The 20,592-nt window shown below is 64.6% G+C and carries 19 protein-coding genes; 14 read left to right on the forward strand and 5 right to left on the reverse strand.

Annotated elements, in window-relative coordinates; all coding sequences use genetic code 11:
* Window positions 1-58: 58 nt before the first annotated feature.
* The 11 genes from cpaB to CFB45_RS08335 all read left to right on the forward strand — a co-directional run bounded on the left by cpaB (window position 59) and on the right by CFB45_RS08335 (window position 12,620).
* The gene (cpaB, locus tag CFB45_RS08285; RefSeq protein ID WP_089425229.1) at window positions 59-997 is read left to right on the forward strand and encodes a Flp pilus assembly protein CpaB; all 939 of its coding nucleotides are present in this window, start codon (window positions 59-61) and stop codon (window positions 995-997) included.
* 65 nt (window positions 998-1,062) lie between these two features.
* Window positions 1,063-2,391, forward strand: coding sequence for a type II and III secretion system protein family protein (locus tag CFB45_RS08290; protein WP_089425899.1), 1,329 nt, complete (start codon window positions 1,063-1,065; stop codon window positions 2,389-2,391).
* Window positions 2,392-2,451: 60 nt separating this feature from the next.
* Entirely contained in the window at window positions 2,452-3,726 is a 1,275-nt protein-coding gene (locus CFB45_RS08295) for a fimbrial protein (RefSeq protein WP_089425900.1), read from the forward strand.
* Between the two features lie 3 nt (window positions 3,727-3,729).
* Entirely contained in the window at window positions 3,730-5,085 is a 1,356-nt protein-coding gene (locus CFB45_RS08300) for a CpaF family protein (protein WP_089425230.1), read from the forward strand.
* Window positions 5,078-6,079, forward strand: coding sequence for a type II secretion system F family protein (locus tag CFB45_RS08305; RefSeq protein WP_089425231.1), 1,002 nt, complete (start codon window positions 5,078-5,080; stop codon window positions 6,077-6,079). The genes CFB45_RS08300 and CFB45_RS08305 overlap by 8 nt, the downstream gene beginning before the upstream one ends.
* 4 nt (window positions 6,080-6,083) lie before the next feature.
* A complete protein-coding gene (locus CFB45_RS08310) occupies window positions 6,084-7,079 on the forward strand; it encodes a type II secretion system F family protein (protein ID WP_089425232.1) in 996 nt (331 codons plus the stop codon).
* Window positions 7,080-7,096: 17 nt separating this feature from the next.
* Entirely contained in the window at window positions 7,097-7,942 is an 846-nt protein-coding gene (locus CFB45_RS08315; protein WP_174974647.1) for a tetratricopeptide repeat protein, read from the forward strand.
* A 20-nt stretch (window positions 7,943-7,962) separates the two neighbouring features.
* A complete protein-coding gene (locus tag CFB45_RS08320) occupies window positions 7,963-8,289 on the forward strand; it encodes a DUF3613 domain-containing protein (RefSeq protein WP_089425233.1) in 327 nt (108 codons plus the stop codon).
* Window positions 8,290-8,300: 11 nt separating this feature from the next.
* The gene (locus CFB45_RS08325; protein ID WP_302477774.1) at window positions 8,301-10,364 is read left to right on the forward strand and encodes a pilus assembly protein TadG-related protein; all 2,064 of its coding nucleotides are present in this window, start codon (window positions 8,301-8,303) and stop codon (window positions 10,362-10,364) included.
* 108 nt (window positions 10,365-10,472) lie between these two features.
* On the forward strand, window positions 10,473-11,864 hold the full coding sequence (locus CFB45_RS08330; RefSeq protein WP_089425235.1) for a sigma 54-interacting transcriptional regulator: 1,392 nt from the start codon (window positions 10,473-10,475) through the stop codon (window positions 11,862-11,864).
* Window positions 11,865-11,918: 54 nt separating this feature from the next.
* Window positions 11,919-12,620, forward strand: coding sequence for a DUF2968 domain-containing protein (locus CFB45_RS08335; RefSeq protein WP_089425236.1), 702 nt, complete (start codon window positions 11,919-11,921; stop codon window positions 12,618-12,620).
* 77 nt (window positions 12,621-12,697) lie between these two features.
* On the opposite strand, the gene hfq is transcribed toward CFB45_RS08335, so the two are convergent.
* Window positions 12,698-13,276: an RNA chaperone Hfq gene (gene hfq / locus CFB45_RS08340; RefSeq protein WP_069247846.1), complete on the reverse strand. Its 579-nt coding sequence runs from the start codon at window positions 13,274-13,276 to the stop codon at window positions 12,698-12,700.
* 295 nt (window positions 13,277-13,571) lie between these two features.
* On the opposite strand from hfq, the gene CFB45_RS08345 reads away from it, so the two are divergent.
* Entirely contained in the window at window positions 13,572-13,856 is a 285-nt protein-coding gene (locus CFB45_RS08345; RefSeq protein ID WP_089425237.1) for a hypothetical protein, read from the forward strand.
* Window positions 13,857-13,883: 27 nt separating this feature from the next.
* Here CFB45_RS08345 and CFB45_RS08350 read toward each other — a convergent pair whose 3' ends face one another.
* From CFB45_RS08350 to CFB45_RS08365, 4 genes are all read right to left on the reverse strand, one after another.
* Window positions 13,884-14,801, reverse strand: coding sequence for a DUF1571 domain-containing protein (locus CFB45_RS08350; protein WP_089425238.1), 918 nt, complete (start codon window positions 14,799-14,801; stop codon window positions 13,884-13,886).
* A 29-nt stretch (window positions 14,802-14,830) separates the two neighbouring features.
* Window positions 14,831-16,585 carry an AMP-binding protein gene (locus CFB45_RS08355; RefSeq protein WP_089425239.1) on the reverse strand — a complete coding sequence of 585 codons (1,755 nt, stop codon included), beginning with the start codon at window positions 16,583-16,585 and terminating at the stop codon, window positions 14,831-14,833.
* Window positions 16,586-16,741: 156 nt separating this feature from the next.
* Window positions 16,742-17,563, reverse strand: a complete 822-nt coding sequence (locus tag CFB45_RS08360; protein WP_089425240.1) for a TetR/AcrR family transcriptional regulator — start codon at window positions 17,561-17,563, stop codon at window positions 16,742-16,744.
* Window positions 17,564-17,778: 215 nt separating this feature from the next.
* Window positions 17,779-18,999, reverse strand: a complete 1,221-nt coding sequence (locus tag CFB45_RS08365) for an MFS transporter (protein ID WP_089425902.1) — start codon at window positions 18,997-18,999, stop codon at window positions 17,779-17,781.
* 281 nt (window positions 19,000-19,280) lie between these two features.
* Here CFB45_RS08365 and CFB45_RS08370 point away from each other — a divergent pair, with 281 nt between their 5' ends.
* Window positions 19,281-19,823: a GNAT family N-acetyltransferase gene (locus CFB45_RS08370; protein ID WP_089425903.1), complete on the forward strand. Its 543-nt coding sequence runs from the start codon at window positions 19,281-19,283 to the stop codon at window positions 19,821-19,823.
* A gap of 137 nt (window positions 19,824-19,960) precedes the next feature.
* On the forward strand, window positions 19,961-20,587 hold the full coding sequence (locus CFB45_RS08375) for a ParB-like protein (protein ID WP_089425241.1): 627 nt from the start codon (window positions 19,961-19,963) through the stop codon (window positions 20,585-20,587).
* The last annotated feature ends 5 nt before the right edge of the window (window positions 20,588-20,592 follow it).

The following is a 20,592-nucleotide window of genomic DNA, read 5'->3' on the forward strand; positions in this document are numbered from 1 at the left end:
TGACGCGCGAATCACGCAGAAACCCATCGGACTTTCATCCCGGCATCCACACAACAACATGGCCAACAATTTAACGAAGATCATCGCGGGACTGCTGATTGCAATCGCCGTATTGCTCGGAATCTACGCGTGGATGCTCGGGCGCAGCACGCAGAATGCGACGCCAGTTCAGCAAACCGTGGCGGCCAGCCCGTTTCCTGTCGTGATCGCGACACGGGTGTTGCCCGCCGGCCAGCCGATCACGGCCGACGCACTGAAGATCAAGCAGACGGCACCGGTACCGACGGGTGCGTTTGCCGATCCGTCCGTGCTCGTTGGCCGGGTGCCGGCAGCGGATATTCCGGCTTCGTCGCCGGTTGTCGCGGGAGCGCTGGTGTCGGGGCTTGCCGAGGACGTACAACCGGGCGAGCGTGCGGTCGCAGTGCGGGTCGACGAAACCAATGCGGTCGGTAACCGGTTGCGGCCCGGAAATTTCGTCGACGTATTTCTGAATTTGAAGCGCGAAGGCGGGGGCACGATGCTTGACGGCGAAGTTTCGCAGACGCAGGCGCGGTTGCTGTTGTCGAAGGTGCGGGTGTTGTCGTTCGGAGACGCGACACCCGATCGAGATAGCGGCAACACTGCCAACGGCAACAACGGTCAACCGTCCGGTGTCCGCATCGCGGTGCTTGCGGTGCCGACCGCGCAAGTCGATGCGCTGACGCTCGGCGAGGCGAGTGGGCGCCTGACGTTCGCGTTGCGCAACCCGCGCGACGACGAGCTTGCGATACAAACGGTCGCGGTGCGGACGGACAACAAGCTGTCGCCGTCGGCGCTCGCCGCCGCTGGCGTCTCGCTGCAGCAACTATCCGGCACACAGAGAACCGCGGTGGCCAATGTGAACGTGCCGCCGTTGCCATCGCGTCTGCCGCCGGCGGTGCGGACGGGAGGGGGCGGCGGAGGCGGAAGCGGCATCGAGGTGATCCGCGGCGGCCGGTCGGAAACGGTTGCCTATTGAACGACATCGACGGTCATCGATATCAGCGACGACAAGTAAAGGGCCGCGTGACGGTCTACCAAACAATGAAAAACACACTGATTGGATTCGCGATTGCTATCTGCACCATGACTTTGGCGTCGTTTGCGAGCGCGAACGGCACGATCGAGCTGGCGGTCGGCGCGCAGCGGCAGCTTTCGGCGGGCCGTGCGCTGCAGCGTGTCGCGGTTGGCGATCCGACAATCGCCGACGTACTGATCATGAAGGGCAGCCGCTCAGGTACCGTGCTGCTGACGGCGAAGGCACCCGGCGCGACGAATGTGATGCTGTGGGAGCGCGGTCACGACGAACCGACGATCTGGAACGTCGAGGTTGTCGACGCGGCGGCACAAGCGGTGCTCGACGGCTCCACGCCGCGTGTGAATGCATACGGTGGCACTGCCGTGCTGCAGGGGTCGTCGGCGTCGCTCGATGCGCATGCGCGCGCGGCCGCAGTCGGCAAGAACATGAGCGGGAAGGGCGCCGTGATCGATCGCTCGACGATCGCGGGCAAGAGCGTCGTGCAGGTCGACGTGCGGGTCGTTGAATTCAGCCGCTCGGTCCTCAAGCAAGTCGGGTTCAATTTCTTCAAGCAGAGCAACGGCTTTTCGTTCGGATCGTTTTCGCCCGGCGGCGTGCAATCGTACAACGGTGGATCCCCCGGCGGGGCGGGGTACATTCCGACGCTCGGCTCGCCTGTCTCGTCCGCGTTCAACCTGGTCGTGAACGCTGCGGGCCGCGGGATCTTCGCCGACCTGTCGCTGCTCGAGGCGAACAATCTCGCCCGCGTGCTTGCGGAGCCGACGCTCGTTGCGTTGTCCGGCCAGAGCGCGAGCTTCCTCGCCGGTGGCGAGATTCCGGTACCGTCACCGCAAGGGCTTGGCTCGACCGCGATCCAGTGGAAGCAGTACGGTGTCGGACTGTCGCTGACGCCCACAGTGCTGAGCCCGCAGCGGATTGCGTTGAAGGTTGCGCCTGAATCGAGCCAACTCGATTACGTGAACAGCGTAACGATCAGCGGTGTTGCGGTGCCGGGGATCACAACGCGTCGTGCCGACACGACGGTCGAGCTCGGCGACGGCGAGAGCTTCGTGATTGGCGGCCTGATCGATCGCCAGACCATGTCGAACGTCAACAAGGTGCCGCTGCTCGGTGATTTGCCGATCATCGGTACGTTCTTCAAGAATCTGAACTATCAGCAGAACGACAAGGAATTGCTGTTCATCGTGACGCCGCATCTCGTCGCACCGATCGCTAAGGGAGCGGTATTGCCCGCGACGCCTGGTGAGCTGTCTGAGCAGCGGGACGGGCCGGTCTGGAAATCGTATTTGGGCGGAGCAGCATCGCCGGATGCAGCTCCGGGTTTTTCGAAATGAGTGCGATGCATCGCGAGTCGCGACGTATTGCCACGCCTTGCGTAATCGGGGGTGTTCAACATGAACGCGCGAAACCAATCATTGTGTGAACCCGCCGTGACAGACTATTTCGTTTGCGCATCGCAACAGGAGGCGCACGTCCGCTGGTTGGCCGATACGCTTGTATCGGCCGGTGCGGTCGAGCCTGCGTCACTTGAGCCTGGCGTGCTCGCGCAGCGCATTACGGGTCTCAACCCTGCTCTCGTATTCATTGATTTTTCCGGTGGCAGCACAGCGGCGAGCGTGGCGGCCGCAGCGGTACGCGCATCCCATCCGGGCCTGCCGATTGTTGCGCTCGGCTCGCTCGCACAGCCGGAGAGCACGCTGGCTGCATTGCGTGCAGGCGTGCGCGATTTCATCGACGTGTCGGCTCCGCCAGAGGAGGCATTGCGCACGACTCGCGGACTGCTTGCCAACGTCGGCGAGCCGGCGAGCCGCCATGGCAAGGTCGTCGCATTGCTTGGCGCGCGCGCCGGCATGGGTGTGAGCACGCTCGCTGCGAATCTCGCCGTATGGCTGCAGAAGCGCGCGGTGAGTCCGGGGGGGAGCGGCGAGTCGAATGGCGGCACACCGGCCGGTCGCCAGACTGCGCTCGTCGACCTGGGACTGCCGGCAGGCGACGGCGCGCTGTTCCTGAATACCCGCTGCGAATTCCATTTCATCGATGCGGTTCACAACCTGCGCCGCATCGACCGAACCTTCGTGAATACCGCACTGACCCGGCATGAGAGCGGTGTTGCATTGACGACGCTTCCTGCCGATCTCGGCGGGCTGCGCGATGTCTCGTATGCATCGTGTGCCGGATTGCTGAACCGGTTTCGAGCCTTCTTCGATCAGCAGATCGTCGATCTCGGTGGTTTTTCGAATCGCGAGTTCGTTGCCCAGATGACGACGTCGGCCGATGAGGCGTGGCTCGTCTGCGATCAGGGCGTCGCGTCGATCGTGTCCGCAGCCGATCTGCTCACCGGGCTGCGCGACGCGGGTGTCGACACCGATCGCGTCCGGCTCGTCGTCAACCAGTACGATCCCGCACTCGACCTGACACCTGCGCAGATTGCCGAGCGTCTCGGCCTGGCGCTGGTGGGTACGTTGCCGTCGCGACGCGTCGCGATCGGCCATGCGGCAAACCAGGGCCGGCTCATCGTCGACATGACGGAGCGCGACCCGTACGTTCGCGCGCTCGAGTCGCTTGCCGCGCGGCTGCCGGGCGTGTCGGTCAGATCGACCGCCACGCGACCGGCATCCGGCCTGTCTGCGCTGAAGCGCTTCATTCAACCCTCGTCCAAGCGGTCGTAAGTGATGGCACACGACATTCAATTCGCCGACGGCGCAGCGCCGTTCTCTCAGACGCAGCAATTCCACGATATCAAGAATGCCGCGCATGAACATCTGCTGACGCGCATCGAAGAACTGGGCGCCGAGTTCGGCCGATGGTCCCGACAGGCGATCAACCAGTTCGTCGATCTCGAGATCGACAGCTTCGTGCGCCTGCGCCGCATTCCGCTCAACGAGAACGAGGTGCGTGCGATCGCCGAAGCGCTGACCAAGGAGCTTGCGGGCTTCGGGCCGATCGAGGACCTGCTCGCGGACCCGGCCGTCGAGGACATCCTGATCAACGGTTACAACGACGTGTACGTGTCGCGTCACGGGATCCTCGCGAGGCTGCCGGTGCGCTTTACCGACAACGCGCACCTGCTGCGGATCGTGCGCCGGATTCTCGCGCCGATCGGTCGTCGTCTCGACGAGTCTAACCCGATGGTCGACGCGCGGCTGCCCGACGGTGGCCGCGTGAACGTCGTGATCGAGCCGCTGTCGATCGACGGCCCGGTCGTATCGATCCGGAAATTTCGCAAGGATCCACTGAAGCCGTCCGATCTGCTCGGCAACGGCACGTTCAACGAAGAGATCAACACGCTGCTCCAGGCAGCGGTCGAGGCACGCTGCAACATTCTCGTGTCGGGCGGCACGAGTTCCGGCAAGACGTCGCTGCTCAACGCGCTCGCGTTCCACATTCCGGAGATCGAGCGTGTCGTGACGATCGAGGATACTGCGGAGCTGTCGCTGAACCACCCGCACGTCGTGCGGCTCGAAAGCCGTCCGGGCGGGTTCGACGGCACCGGTGTCGTGTCGATTCGCGACCTGTTGCGCAATACACTGCGGATGCGCCCTGACCGGATCATCGTCGGCGAAGTGCGCGGCGGCGAAGTGCTGGAAATGCTGCAGGCGATGAATACCGGTCACGACGGCTCGATGGGCACCGTGCATGCGAGCTCGCCGCGTGAGTGTCTGTACCGTCTCGAGATGCTTGCCGGCTTTGCTGGCTTCCAGGGCACCGAATCGAGCCTGCGCCGGCAAATCGCGAACGCGATCGACTTCATCGTGCAGATCGGGCGTCTGTCGAACGGACGGCGGCGGATCTTGTCGATCACCGAAGTGACCGGATTGTCCGACAACATCATCGCGACGCAGGAGCTTTACCGCTATGAAGCGCGCGTGACGCCGGAGGGCGAGGAAGTCGACAACTGGGAAACGCTGGGCATTCATCCGCATTCGCCGAAGCTCGCACGCTTCCGTCAGACGCTGACGAGCGGCGGGTTTGGCGGTGGCTTCGGGGGGGGCGGGTTCGGCCGCGGCGGCGGGGGCTTCAATGTATAGCGCGATGGCATGGGTGCTGGCTTTCGCGATGCTGTGCGTCGCGGCGGCGGTGATGCTGTGGCGTCACGCGGAGAACCTGCGCGTACGGACCGATGCGAAGCGCTTTATCGACAGCCGGCTCGAACCGGGCGCACGTGCCGGGGTGGCCGCACAGGCGGCGCGGTCGTCGACGGCAGGCGCCGCGCGTGCAGTGCCGCCGCAACCTGGCACCGCACGGAGCGCATTGTCCGATACGTTCTGGAAGCATCAATATGCGATCGCATCCGAGTATCTGACGAACCTGGCGAGTCGCGCGGGGATCGAGGATGCGCGCGGCAAAGCGCTTGTCGCGCTCGCCGCGCTGGTTGCGATCGCGGTGTTCGCGGGCAACCGCGGTGGCGCGCTCGCGTGCTTTGCCGCGCTTGCGTGCGGATGCTCGATTTTCGGCGTCTGGCTCGCGTCGCGAATCCAGCGGCGCAGGCTGAAGATTGTCCGGCAGATTCCGTCGTTCCTCGACGGCATCGTGCGTCTTGTGACGCTTGGCAATAGCGTGCCGGCGGCATTCCAGTCCGCGCTGCTGACGACCGAGGAGCCGCTTCGCGGCTGTCTCGACCACGTGTCGAGGATGCTGCGAGGCGGTGTCGAAATCGATCGCGCAATGGTGCACATCGCGAAAATCTACCGGACCGAGGAGTTCGAACTCGTCGGTTCCGTGTTGCGACTGTCGGTCAAGTACGGCGGCCGCGCGGACGTGATGCTCGAGCGCATGGCCGTGTTCATGCGCGACCTCGAACAGGCGGAGCGCGAGTTGACAGCAATGTCGGCAGAAACGCGGTTGTCGGCGTTCGTGCTCGTGATGTTGCCGATCGGGATCGGCAGCTTTATCGTCGTAACCAATCCGAAGTATCTGCACGGGATGTGGAACGACCCGGGCGGGCGGACGCTCCTGATGTTCGCGTTCCTGTTGCAATTGGCCGGCAGTGTCTGGCTGTATCGAATGGCTCGGCTCAGGTGATGCTATGACAGCGACTCAGATCGGAGCGATTGCCTTGGCGAGCGGCGCACTCGGCGTGCTGCTGTTCGGCGTGATCGCATTGTTACGCGCAAGTGCCGCGACGCGCGCCGAGCGCGCGCTTGTCGATGCGCTCGACCGGCGCATGGCCACGCTCGAAGCAGCGAAAGCGCGGACCGCGCCGGACGGCGGCGAGGCGCCAGCCAAGCCTGACGTCCGGCGGGGACAGCGCGTCGAACGTATTCTCGATCGTCTGTCGGCGGCCGGTGTGCGCTGGCTCGATACCGGACTCGGCAAATACGCTGTCGCGGAAGAGGATCGCCGCCTGCTCGAGCAATGCGGTTACGTCGACACGCGCACGCGCGGGCTGTTCCTGAGCGCGCGGGTCGCGTGTGGGATCGGGCTGCCGCTGCTGTTCGCGATTTTCGCGAGCGGCCATATGAAGGGCAGCATGTGGATGGTCGGCATGTTTGCCGCCTTCGGGCTCGGCTTCATGTTGCCGAAGCTATACGTGCAGCGCCGCGCGGCGGCGCGGCGTCAAAGCGTGATCGACGAACTGCCGTTGCTCGTCGACATGCTGCGTTTGCTGCAAGGCGTCGGATTGTCGCTCGATCAGAGCCTGCAGGTCGTGACGAACGATTTTCGCGGAATGATGCCGGTACTGTCGTCGGAAATGGGGATCGCACAGCGTCAGTTCGCGGCAGGCCGGACGCGCGAGCAGTCGTTGCAGCGTCTGTCCAGCGGATTCGACAACGAGGATCTGCGCGCGATCGTGCGATTGATGGTGCAGGTCGACAAACATGGCGGTGCGGTGCAGGAGCCGCTCAAGCAGTTCGGCGACCGGTTGCGTGAGACGCGCCGCGCGATGTTGCGTGAACGGATTGGCCGACTGACCGTGAAGATGACGGGCGTGATGGTGTTGACGTTGCTGCCCGCCTTGCTGATCGTGACAGCCGGGCCGGGTTTGCTGGCGGTGACACACGCACTGTCGTCGCGCCATTGACGGTGGAAGGAAAGACGATGAAGCGGATCAGCGGGATGGCATCGCAAATAGGTGCGGCTGCGGCAGTAGTGCTGCTGCTCGGGGCGTGCGCAACCAAGGAAAACGGGTACGGCGTCAGCTCGCAGACCGAGCGTGCGGCGCTGATGCAGGCGGCCGATCAGAAGCAGTCCGTGCCGGATACGCCCGGGATGTACCTCGGTCTGATCCAGCGGATGCAGGGGCAGGGGCTCTACTTTGCATCGCTCGCGCATATCGATGCGTACGACAAGACCTATGGCGCGATTCCGGAGTCGATCCTGTTGCGCGCGGATGCACTGCGGATGACCGAACAGCCGGCCGCAAGCGCAGCCGTCTATACGCAACTGCTGAAAACGCCGCTTGCCGCGCGAGGCTATCGCGGGCTCGGGTTGATCGCGGGCGCGGCAGGCGATTTCGATCGTGCGGCGCAGGTGCTCGCGCAGGCGTCGGATCTTGCGCCGACCGATGCGTCGCTGCTGTCCGATCTCGCATACGCGAAGTTGCGCAGCGGCGACGTCGTCGGTGCGCGGGTGCCGTTGATGAAGGCGGCCGAACTGGATCAGCGCAATCCCAAGATCGTCAGCAATCTTGCGCTTTACCTGATCGCGGCGGGGCGTACACAGGATGCTCAGAGGTTGATGAATCAGCAACATCTGTCGGCGGATATCCGCAAGGACATCGTCGGCGACGCGGCGAAGATCGTCGCGGCGGCACGGGCGCAGCAGCGTGCGGTCGCGACACCATCGGTGGTGTCGCGTCGCGCTGCCGCAGCGCCGATTACACCGATGGCGAATAATTTCGGCTATGACCAGACCGTGCCACTGTTGCAGCGTTTTGCACAATGAATAGACATCGGGGGAACGACATGAACAATAAACATCATCGAAACGTGCGCGTGGGCCGGATCGCAGCACTCGGAGCGATCGTGTGGATCGTGGTCGGATCGGCTGTCGCCCATGCACAGGATGCAGGTGCGCCGCGCGCGTCCGACGTCGAGCGCTCCGCGAAGGAATGGCTCGCCATGCAGCGCGACAATCGCGCTGCGGCGCCGGCGCAACCGGTGCTCGGCGACGTTGCGTCGCTTGTCTATCAACGCTATCTCGACTCGTTCAAGAACAAGATTCCCGACACGATGAATTCGCAGCTCGGCTCTGCCAGCGGCATGTCGGGTGGCGGTCAAAGCGCGCAGTAAGCGAGACGTTGATGCGCACAGATCAATCACACGTGGCTCGGCGGCGTCGCGTCGGCTGCCCGGGGGGGCGTCGCCAGCGTGGTGGTGCGGCGATCATGGCGACGATATTCCTGGCGATCGCGGTCATCGTGTTGGGCGCGACCGATATAGGCCGCTTCTATGCCGAACGACGCCATATGCAGGCGGCCGCCGATACGGCCGCGCTGTCTGCCGTGACGCAGGTCGCCAGCGATGCCACTTGTGCGGCCGCAACGACTGCGGTCAATCAAGTCACGAACGTGCCGGCAAGCCTGCTGTCGGGAAAGGCCACGGCAGTCGTGACGTGCGGGATCTGGAGCCCGCCGGCAACCAGCGGCGCGAGCGCCCAGTTCACACGCACCTCGGGAGCAGCGCTGCCGGCCAATAACCAGTGCGCCGGCTTGTCAGGCGGCGCGGTCGGTGCCGGGCAATCGGTCAACGCCGTGTGCGTGACCGTTTCGGAGCCGGTGAGCGGGATCTTTATCAACGGCGTAACGATCAGTGCGTCGGCTATCGCCAAGAGCGTGCCGACCGACAGCTTTACGCTGACCACGTCGCTGGCAGCGTTGAACGGCGGGTTGGCCAACAAGTTGCTGCAAGTGCTGACCGGGTCGCCGAATGCGCTGAGTCTGAAGGTCCTTGACTACCAGGGTCTGGCGCAAGTCAACCTGAAACTGGCCGGTATTCTCGCCAATCTGCCGGTCGGCACGACCACGGGCGTATTGAACGGTACCGTGACGCTTGGCCAATTGGCGAACGCGACAGTACAAGCGGCGACGCAGCAGAATCTGGTCGGGGCGAACCTGAACGTCCTGAACGCGATTGTCGCCGCGCTTTGTTCCGGCAGCGTCTGCGGCGGTCCGCAGATCGCGCTCGGCCAACTGGTTGCTGTCGCAACCGCTACCGGAACCTCTGCCGCCAATGCCAGCGTCAATGCACTTGGATTGCTGTCGACAGCTTTGCAGATCGCGAACGGCACGAGTTCGGTCAATATTCCCAGCGTCACAGTTCAGACGCCTACCTTGCTCTCGCCGCTACTGAACGTAACCGTGTCGGGTTCGGTCAAGCTCGGGGCGAATCCGCCGGCCACCGCGAGCGGTCCGCCCGGGCCATCGACCTGCGGGACATCCAATTGCACGACCAATACGTCGACTGCGCAGGGGAACGTATTCCTCAACACGTCGATATCGCTGCTGTCGACTTGTCCTACAGGCGGGCTGGTGTATCCGGGAGGCACTTGTCCGTCCGGCAGTCCCACGCCGCTTGCCGCGGTGCAACTGCCGATCACCGCCTACGTGGCACCGGCGACAGCCGGCCTGGCGTCGGTCACCTGCTCCGCGAACGGCACGAAAAGCGCGACCGTGAATGTTCAGACCGGATTGCTCGCCGTTTATATCGGCGGCGCGGCGAATACGCCGATCAACCTCAACGCATCGTCCGGGTATTCGCCGGACGGCAGTGCGGCCCCGATTCAGCTGGTGTCCGTCAACCTGTCGAGCCTGCTTGGCCTGTTGAACCTGGGTGGCTTGACGTCCACGCTGGCCTCGTTGATCAATGTCCTGACGTTGGGTATCGTCAATTTGAATGCCATTACGGTCAACATCAGCCTGTTGCCCGGGCAGATGACGGTTGTTCCTGTTGCCAATCAAAGTCCGACGCCGCTGGTATTCACGTATCCCGGACCAGGATCATCCGCTTCGCCATCCCCGGCATCGCCGTACACGCTGGGAACGGGCACGGATCAGTTTCTGTCACCTGCGGTCACGGGAGTCGCGAATAACGGCCTGAAGGTGTCGTTGTCGCTGGGGAACAGCGGCCTGCTCGGAGCGCTGGCGGCTGTGGGGGTCGATCTGAGCGGGGTACTGAGTCAGTTGTTGAACACCTTGCTCGGACCGCTGCTGAACGCACTGGCCAATACGCTCGTTCCGCTGCTCCTGCAACCGGTCGATTCTCTCCTGACCTCCGTCACGGGCCTGCTCGGTCTGAGCTTGGGGAACGCCTATGTCACGAACACACCGGACTCGATCAAATGCGGCAACCCCATGCTGGTTCAATAAATGCCTGAACGTTCGGGCATCAACGCGGGCAGCGTCGCTGTTGCCTGCAACAGTTCACTGATCTGCAATGCAAAGCAACTCGTCAATCACTGAAGCCGCACCCGAATCATGAGAACCACGCCCGCAATCGAAGAGCTCGACCTGTACGTCTGGGAAGGCAAGGCGGACATTGTCGACCGCGTCGCCCGGTGCATGGCGAGCTTCGACGTCGAAGTGATCCGCGCCGACAACGCGGAGATCTCGCCCGAGCGCGCCGCCTTGCGGCCGTCGCTGGCGATCATCAGCGTGACGATGATCGAAATCGGCGCCGCGTTCCTGCGCGACTGGCAGGCCAACATCGGCATGCCGGTCGTCTGGGTCGGCGCGGCGCGCGATCACGACGCGTCGCAGTATCCGCCCGAGTATTCGCACATCCTGCCGCTCGACTTCACGTGTGCCGAACTGCGCGGCATGATCGGCAAGCTCGTCACGCAGCTACGGGCCCATACGGCCGAAACGTCGCATCCGACCGAACTCGTCGCGCACTCGGAATCGATGCAGGCCCTGCTGCACGAAGTCGATACGTTCGCCGATTGCGACACCAACGTGTTGCTGCACGGCGAAACCGGCGTCGGCAAGGAGCGCATCGCGCAACTGCTGCACGAAAAACATTCGCGCTACCGGCATGGCGAATTCGTGCCCGTGAACTGCGGCGCGATTCCCGACGGCCTGTTCGAATCGCTGTTCTTCGGTCATGCGAAGGGATCGTTCACGGGCGCGGTTGTTGCGCATAAAGGCTATTTCGAGCAGGCGGGCGGCGGCACGCTGTTCCTCGACGAAGTCGGGGATCTGCCGCTGTACCAGCAGGTCAAGCTGCTGCGCGTGCTCGAGGATGGCGCGGTGCTGCGCGTCGGCGCGACGTCGCCGGTCAAGGTCGATTTCCGCCTGGTCGCGGCGAGCAACAAGAAGCTGCCGCAGCTCGTGAAGGATGGCCTGTTCCGTGCCGATCTCTACTACCGGCTCGCGGTGATCGAGCTGAGCATTCCGTCGCTGGAGGAGCGCGGCGCCGTCGACAAGATCGCGCTGTTCAAGTCGTTCGTCGCGCAGGTCGTCGGCGAGGAGCGGCTCGCTCAGTTGTCCGATCTGCCGTACTGGCTGACGGATTCCGTCGCGGACAGCTATTTCCCCGGCAACGTGCGTGAACTGCGCAACCTCGCCGAGCGTGTCGGCGTGACGGTGCGGCAGACGGGCGGGTGGGATGCCGCGCGGCTGCAGCGGCTGATCGCGCACGCGCGCAGTTCGGCCCAGCCGGTCCCGGCGGAGAGTGCGGCCGAGGTGTTCGTCGATCGCAGCAAGTGGGACATGAACGAGCGCAACCGCGTCATTGCGGCGCTCGACGCAAACGGCTGGCGGCGTCAGGATACGGCGCAGCAACTCGGCATCAGCCGCAAGGTCCTGTGGGAAAAAATGCGTAAATACCAGATCTTCGACGAGGAGCCCGAGACCCGCGAAAGTGAGTAATTAATGAGATAAAATCGCGCTGAATTACAACGACTCGGGCGGGAATAGAACTTCATGAGCCATATGACGGGGTTGGGAAGGGCGTGCGTATTGTTCGCCCTGGCGGGAGGCATGCAGGGCGCATATGCGCAAAGTCTGGCGGACAGCGGGTCGCCCGTCGTACAGCAGGCATCGGCGCCGGTGGCGGCGATTCCGGTGATCGATTCGCAGCCGTCGCTGCAGCCGCAGGCTGGCGAGTCGACGGGGCCGAGCACGGTCGACGACTTGCAGCGCCAGATTCAGGGGCACTCGCTGACGGAAATGCGCACGAGCTACAACGGCAGCTACGGCGCGAGCCTGCTGTTCAACGTGAAGGACGGTGCGTACTTCGTCGCGCTGTTCCAGCAGAAGGCGTTCTGGCGCGTCATCAAGACTTACGACGAAACGCGTGCGGAAGCGATCTATCGCGATTTCTCGCGCCAGGCGGAGCGGCTGGCCGTGAACGAACTGCGGGCGGCGAAGCTGGAATCGCAGAAGGCGCAAATGGACAAGCAGATCGAGGTCACGCAGGATCGCGCACGGCGTCTGCAGGCGGATATTTCGATCGCCCGCCAGCAGCAGGCGGCGGTCGCGGATCGCCAGAAGAGCGTACGCAACGAGACGGCCGCCTTGCAGGCGCAGCAGGCCGAGCTTCAGTCGCAACTGCGTGCGTTGCAGCAGCAGGTGCGTTCGTTGCAGCGTGAGGCCGATGCAGGCCTGCCGACGACGGCACGCTGAACCCGGCGGCGGTGCGGCGACATGCCGCGCCTGCCGCACCAGTAAAAAGGGCAAGCCGGTTGGCTTGCCCTTTTGCTTTACTGGCCGTCCGGCACGATTCGCCGGCGGCGCGTCACGATGACCGGCCCGCTGCCGCCGCGGGAATCCGACGACGAGGCGTTGCCGGATGCGTCGCCGGTGTCGCGCGGTGCGCCGTAGCTTTCGCGCGGTTCACGGGGTTCGCGCGGGGCACCGTAGCCTTCGCGCGGCTCACGCGAGCCGTAACCCTCGCGCGGTTCGCGCGAGCCATAGCCTTCACGGGGTTCGCGGGAGCCGTAGCCGCCGTCGCCGCGCGATTCACGCGGGCCGCCGTGCGAGCCGTACGGGCTGTGACCGCCGCCTTCACGGCCGCCGGGGCGACCGCCGGTGCGCGGCCCGCGGGGGCCGCTGCCGCCCGGGCGCGAGCCGCCCGTGTCGAGCTGGATCGTGGAAATCGCGCGCTTGTAGATGCCTTGCAGACCCACGGGGGTGCGCAGCATCACCAGGTACTGGTCGAACGACTCGATACACCCCGTCAGACGAATGCCGTTGACGAGATAGATTTCAACGCGCTTACGTTCCTTGCGCGCCGAATTGATGAAGTCGTTTTGCGGATGGGATTCTGCGGGATTGGCCATTGAGGTGCGGCAGGAGCCTGCGTCAGAGAATATGTTGTGCGTGTGTGTGGCGTGTTCGTCCACAAGGTGTTTGGCGGGATTCTACCCTGTTCAATCGGGGAGCGCGAAGTCGTGATTGTGTCGAACCGTAACCCACTATAGACGTTCCAGCGCATTTTCGCGATTCGGCCAAACGGCTAATGCCATTTCGTTACGTTGCGTTACGACTCTCGCAAGGCCGTATCACCTGGGTTCGCGCGCGACGTTTACTTTAGTCGCGCGAGCCGGGCGGGCCGGCATATCAGGGATTCAGAACATGAACAAGAGACGATGGGCAGGGTGGGTCGGGAGCGTGGCGTTGCTGGCTTCGGGCAGTGCGATGGCGGGGCATGTCGACCTGTCCGTCGGCATCGGCGTACCGGTCGCACCGGTCTATGTCGAGCCGGCCCCGGTCTATGTGGCGCCGCAACCTGCCGTGGTCGCCTATCCAGGCTACGGATACGGCTACTACGGCGATGACGACGACGACCGCTATCGCAAGTGGCGCAAGCACTATTACAAGCATTGGCGCCGGCACCACGGCGACGACGATGACGATTGAGCCCGAGGCCAGCCCCGCCGGCGCGCATCAGAACGCGTAGTCGGGGTTTTTCGGGTCGAATGCGGTGTCGTCGAGCGGCGCCGGGGCAATTTTCTCGATGACGATCCGCTCGAAGATCTTGCCGTCGTTGTCATACGACTCGACGGTCCGGAAATAGGGCGCGTGCAGGTCGAGCCCCAAAACTTCCTTCTTCGCATAGAACTGCGGCCGGCCGGTCGGTGTTTCGTAGGTGAGCGTAACGACGCGCACGCCGTTGATCGTTCTGGCTTCCACATTGGTCGGCCGCTGCACGCCGGCTTCCAGATATTTCTTCCCTTCGGTCAGGTACAGGTTCGTGATGAATTCGGTGCCGAGATCCTTCACCTGGTGATTCGACTGGGCGCGCGCGAGTGCGCCGTCGATGGCCGTCCACAGCGGAATCTTGCCGAGCAGGCCGCCGAGGTGGCCGTACATCTCGTTCTTGCGCTGCGTCGTGTCGTAGATGGTCTCCTGTCCGGCGTGCGCGCCGCCCGGCAGCCATTTCGCATAGACGCGCAGCGGCTCGCGGGTGGTCTTCACGAGCATGCGGTCGGGCGTATCGGACCATTTTCCGCTGATGCGTTCCTGGCGCACCATCGTGAACTGGTAGGACGGATAGCCGTTGGGACCGTTACGGATATAGAGCGGCACGGCGAGCGGATCGAGCGCCTTGAAGAGCGTGGTGAGCGTCGCGTCATCGAGTTGCGCGAGCGTGCCGCGCTGCGCGGCCGTGCGCAGCCAGCGTGCCTGCTGCGCGACCGGCTCGCGGGTGATTTTCGCGAGATCGGCCGGCAGGGCGACCTCCTGCGTCGCGCCCGCGGCGCTGGCCGCTTCCTGCGCATGCAGGCCAGTCTGGGCGAGCGACAGCATGCACGCGACTGCCACGGCGGCGGCATGCCGCGCGTGGCGCTTCTTTCCTTCGTTCATCGACGGCGTCTCCCGGGGCGATGGATCGTTCAGCCTTGCTTCGTGGCCTTGATTTTGGCGAGTTCCTCGTCGCGCAATGCACGGCGCAGGATCTTGCCGACGTTCGTCTGCGGCAGCGCGTCGCGGAACTCGACGAATTTCGGCATCTTGTAGCCGGTCAGGTTCTTGCGGCAGTGCGCGAGCACGTCGTCGACCGTCAGCGACGGGTCGCGGCGCACGACGAACACCTTGATCCGTTCACCCTGCACCTCGTCGGGAATGCCGATCGCCGCGGCTTCGCTGATGCCCGGATGCATCACCAGCACTTCCTCGATCTCGTTCGGATACACGTTGAAGCCCGACACGAGGATCATGTCCTTCTTGCGGTCGATCAGGCGGATGAAGCCGCGTTCGTCCATCACGCCGATGTCGCCGGTGCCGAGCCAGCCGTCGGCGTCGATTACCTTGGCCGTCTCGTCGGGGCGCAGCCAGTAGCCGCGCATCACCTGCGGACCATGCACGCACAGCTCGCCGGGTTCGCCGACGGGCGCCCAGGTGCCGTCCTCGCGACGAAAGCGCACGACGGTGGACGGCGCGGGCAGGCCGATCGAACCGCTGAACGCGGCCATGTCGTTCAGGTCGACGGGGTTCATCGTGACGATCGGCGAGCACTCGGTCAGGCCGTAGCCCTCGACGACCGGCCGGCCCGTCACCTGCTGGAAGCGCTCCGCGACCGCGCGCTGCATCGCCATCCCGCCGGCCATCGCGAGCTTCAGCTTCGAGAAATCGCGCTTGCGGAATTCCTCGTTGTCGAGGAACGCGTTGTACAGCGTGTTGATGCCGGTGATCCCGGTGAACGTCTCGTTGCGGATGATCTTCATCACCATCGTCATGTCGCGCGGGTTCGCGATCAGGATGTTGCGCCCGCCGAGCCCCATGAAGATGAAGGCGTTCACCGTCAACGAATAGATGTGATACAGCGGCAGCGGCGTGAGCACGGTTTCGACGTCGCCCGAGACCTGGTCGGCGATCCAGGCCTTCGCCTGCAGCAGGTTCGCGATCAGGTTGCCGTGCGTGAGCATCGCGCCTTTCGCGACGCCGGTCGTGCCGCCCGTGTATTGCAGGAACGCGAGGTCGTCGCGCGTGATCGGCACCGGCTGCGGCTTGCCGCGGGCTCCGAGCGCAAGCGCCGAGCGCAACCGGATGGCCTGCGGCAGGTGGTAGGTCGGCACGAGCTTCTTCACGTGCTTCAGCACGAAATTGATCAGGCGTCCTTTCGCGTTCAAGCCGTCGGCGAGCAGGTCGCCGAGCGCGGTGACGACGATGTTCTTCACCTGCGTTTCCGGCAGCGCGTCTTGCAGCGTGCGCGCGAAGTTCTCGAATACGACGATCGTCTGCGCGCCGCTGTCCTTCAGCTGGTGCGCGAGTTCGCGCACGGTATAGAGCGGATTGACGTTGACGACGATCGCGCCGGCCTTCAGCGTGCCGAACAGTGCGACCGGGTACTGGAACGTGTTCGGCAGCATGATCGCGACGCGGTCGCCGGGCTTGATGCCGATGCCTTGCAGGTAAGACGCGAACGCGTCGACCTTCTGCGCGAGCGTGCGATAGGTCATCGATGCGCCTGCGCTCACGTAGGCGACGCGCTCGGCGAAGCGGCTCGTGCATTCGTCGAAGAACTGCACGAGCGATGCGTACTGCGTGACGTCGATCTCGTGCGGGACGCCGGGCGGGTATGACGCGTACCAGATGCCGTCGGTGTTCGGCGGAACCTGGGCCGCTGCGGTTGCTGCGGAAGATGACATGACGAGTCTCCGGTCTTTGCTCTCGGCGAAGGCGGGCGCTTCGGCGCCGGCCCGTGCCCCGTGCCGCACGGTCGATCGACGGGGCGCCTCGACGCCCCGCGCGACCGCGCGTTTCAATCAAATCGTGAACAGGAAGCGGCGCGTGGCCTCGCGCGCTCAGTTCGTGGAATGCAGCGTCGCCGTATCGACGGCGGGCGCAGCCGACTGCGGCAGCCCGAACGCTTCGCTGGCCCCCGCATCGTCGAGCACGGCCGCGAAGATCGACAGTTGCGCGCTGTCGGGCATCGGCGCTTTCAGCGCGGCGACGATCAGCGACGACAGTCGCGCGATCATCTGCACGTCGTTCATCGTGCGGCCTTGCGAGAACTCGTCGATCAGGCTTTCCGTTTCGGCGCCCGCGAGCGCGCCGGACAGCGCGCCGATCGCGAAGTGCAGCCGCCAGCCGAGCTCCGTGCGCGGCAGGTGCGGCAACGCGCGCTGGAACGCGTCGAAGAAGCGGCCCGCGACGCTCGCGTAGTGCGCGGTCAGGAAGTTGCGCACGAACGGCGACGGATCGGTGTACGCACGGCCGATCAGGCGCAGGAAGCCGGGCCCGCCGCGTTCGGGATTGCGCGAGGCCTTCAGCGCGGGAATGAACATCGCGCCGAGCACGTGCTCGCAGGTGATGTGCGTGCCGAGTTGCGCATCGAAGCGGTCGAGGATGCCCAGGCGCTCCTGGTTGAGCTGGTCGAGCCGACGCGACAGCATCGCGTGGATCAGCGCTTCCTTGCTGCCGAAGTGGTAGTTGACCGCGGCGAGGTTGACCGCCGCGCGCGAGGTGATCTGGCGCATCGACATCGCCTCGAAGCCATGCTCGATGAACAGGTCCTCGGCCGCATCGAGGATGCGCGCCTTCGTCCCGCCGGTCTGCCGCGTGCCGGATGACCGTGCCCCGGACGGCCGTCCCGCGGATGGCCGCCCCTCCTGACTTACTGCCATGTCCCGCCTCCCATGCCGGTCGCCCGGCCGCGAACTGGTGATTTGTTTGTCTGATTCAAACAGCCGTTTTTATTAAGATAAAAAATCGCGCACCGAGCGGGCAAGCGGGGAATCTGGACCAATTCCTCTAGTTCGATGTGCGAATGCGGAAAGTATTGCGCGTGCCCTCGGCGGGACGGGGCACGCGCGATGATGCGATGCGGCAATGTGCGGGTTCAGCCGACCGTGCTACGCGTATTGACCGATTGCGTCATGTCGATGCCGCGCCGCTCGCGGCTGAACAGGATCAGCACGGCGATCACGACGGCGACGGTGCCGGCCACGAGCGCGAGCGCGAAGCTGTAATTGTTGTTGTGCGAAACGGCGAGCGACGCCTGCATCGTCGCGTTGCCCGACGCGAGCAGGTTGCCGAGCTGGTAGACGACGCCGGGGAAGGTCGCGCGGATCTCGTCGGGCGAGATCTCGTTCAGGTGAACCGGGATCACGCCCCACGCACCCTGCACCGAGATCTGCATCAGGAACGCCCCCGCGGCGAGGGCAACCGGGCCGCTCGAGAACGCCCACAGCGGCAGCACGGGCAGGGCGATCAACGCGGCGATGAAGATGGCGCGACGCCGCCCGATCCGCTCCGAGATCGCGCCGAACGACAGGCCGCCGACGATGGCGCCGATGTTCAGCACGATCGTGATCCACGACACGGTATGCGGATCGAAGTGATGCTGTTCGCGCAGGAACGTCGGATAGAGATCCTGCGTGCCGTGCGAGAAGAAATTGAACGCGGTCATCAGCACGATTGCGTAGATCGTGAGCTTCCAGTTCTGCTTCAGTGTGGAGCCCAGGCTTGGGCGCGGGCGCTTTTCCATCTGCTTCCATGCCGGCGATTCGGGTACGTGTGCACGCACGTACAGCACGAGCAGCGCGGGCAGCACGCCGACCATGAACATGCCGCGCCAGCCGATGTACTGGTAGAACAGGCCGAACACGACGGACGCGAGCAGGTAGCCGCTCGGATAGCCGGCCTGCAGCAGCCCCGACACGAAGCCACGCGCATGGGTCGGCACGGTTTCCATCGTCAGTGCCGAGCCGACCCCCCATTCGCCGCCCATCGCGACGCCGAACAACGCGCGCAGCACGAGCAGCGCGGTCAGGCTCGGCGCGAAACCCGATGCGAGCTCGAGCAGCGAGTAGCACGCGATGTTGACCATCAGCGTCGGGCGGCGGCCGAAGCGATCGGCGAGCCGGCCGAAGATCAGTGCGCCGAGCGGGCGCATCGCGAGCGTCAGGGTGAGCGCGAACGCGACGGCGGGAATCGTCGACCCGAATTCGGCGGCGATGTCCTTCAGCACGAACACCATCAGGAAGAAATCGAACGCATCGAGTGTCCAGCCGAGGTAGGCGGCGATCGTGACGTTGCGTTGTTCGCGGGTCCAGCTCATGTCCGAGGTCTCCTCGTTGGCTTGCGCGCTCACGTTGTGGATGCGGATGCCGGCCCGGCCTGCGCGCGGTGCGGGGGCATGGATCGAGTGTAGGCGGCGGCGCCGGACGATGTGGGGCGCGATAACGTCGAATCGGGAATAATCCCTAGGAAATGAACTGTTTCGGAAATGGCAATGCCGTCGCACCAGACCGGCGACAGGCCTCTGTATCATTCCGGAAGGCTGTTTGTAGCTGTTTTGTAATGCGCCCGGTGCGCATCGTCACCGAATCAGGAGTCCAGATGACCGAACGTTCCGCCGCCACGCTGCCCGTGCTCGAGACTGCGCGGCTGTGGCTGCGTCCGCGTGTGCTGGCCGATCTCGACGCATGCCTCGCGATGGATCGCGATCCCGAGGTCACGCGGCACATCGCGGGCCCGTGGCACGATCCCGTCGAGCATCGGCGTTTCGTCACGCACCGGATCACGTGCGACTATCCGCCGGGCCTGGGCTACTGGTCGATCTTCGAGAAGGCCGCCCCCGATGCGTTCGTCGGCTGGATCCTGCTGATTCCCGACTATGCGGACGGCGCGCGCGACGTCGAGATCGGCTGGCGGCTGGTGCGTGCGACATGGGGGCGCGGCATCGCGAGCGAAGCCGCGGCGGCCGTCGTGCGTCACGCGTTCGACACCGTGCGGCTGCCGCGCGTGATCGCCGATATCGCCGAGGCGAACAGCGGTTCGCTGAATGTCGCGCGCAAGCTCGGGATGCGCCGTGTGAGCGTCGTGCACGATGGCATTCCTTACATTCGGCATCGTCTCGAACGCAACGATCTGCGCGCGTAGCGCGGCGTCGTGCGTGGGCGAGGGCGTCGGGCGGTTGTCAGAGATCGTCAACCGCAGGCGTATCGAGGTCATGACGTATTAACGGCTCGCGTGTTCAGGAGTATCGTTGCCGGAATTTCGCAACATGGGGTACGACCATGGCTCTCGGCAACGATGTTCACCTGATTCCCGTCAAGCTTGAAGAACTGCGTCCCACGCAGATGACGGTCGGCTATCGCGAAGTCAAGGCGAAGCGCAAGCACTGGAAGGCGCTCAACAAGCGGGCACGCAAGGCCGCGATCGAATCGCACTGGTTTCCGGCCGTGCTCGGCCCGGGCGGGCTGCACTACATCACCGATCACCACCACCTCGGCCTCGCGCTGATCGAGGAAGGCGAGGCTCGCGTGAACGCGATGCTGCTGAAGGACCTGTCGTGGCTCGACGACACGATCTTCTGGCGGATGATGGAACACAACCAGTGGGTGCATCCGTTCGGCGCGGACGGCACGCGTCGCGACTACGCGAATCTGCCGAAGGCGCTGACCGGGCTCGTGGACGATCCGTACCGCAGCCTTGCCGGCGAGCTGCGCACGGCAGGCGGCTATGCGAAGGATGCGACGCCATTCAGCGAATTCCTGTGGGCCGACTACCTGCGCCAGCACGTGTCGCTCGACCAGATCCGCAAGAATTTCGCGAAGGCGCTCGACATCGCACTGCATCGCGCGCACGACCAGGATGCACGCTATCTGCCCGGCTGGTCGGGCGTCATCGCCGTCAAGCCCTGATCGCC

It is taken from the genome of Burkholderia sp. HI2500 (assembly GCF_002223055.1).
GTDB lineage: Bacteria > Pseudomonadota > Gammaproteobacteria > Burkholderiales > Burkholderiaceae > Burkholderia.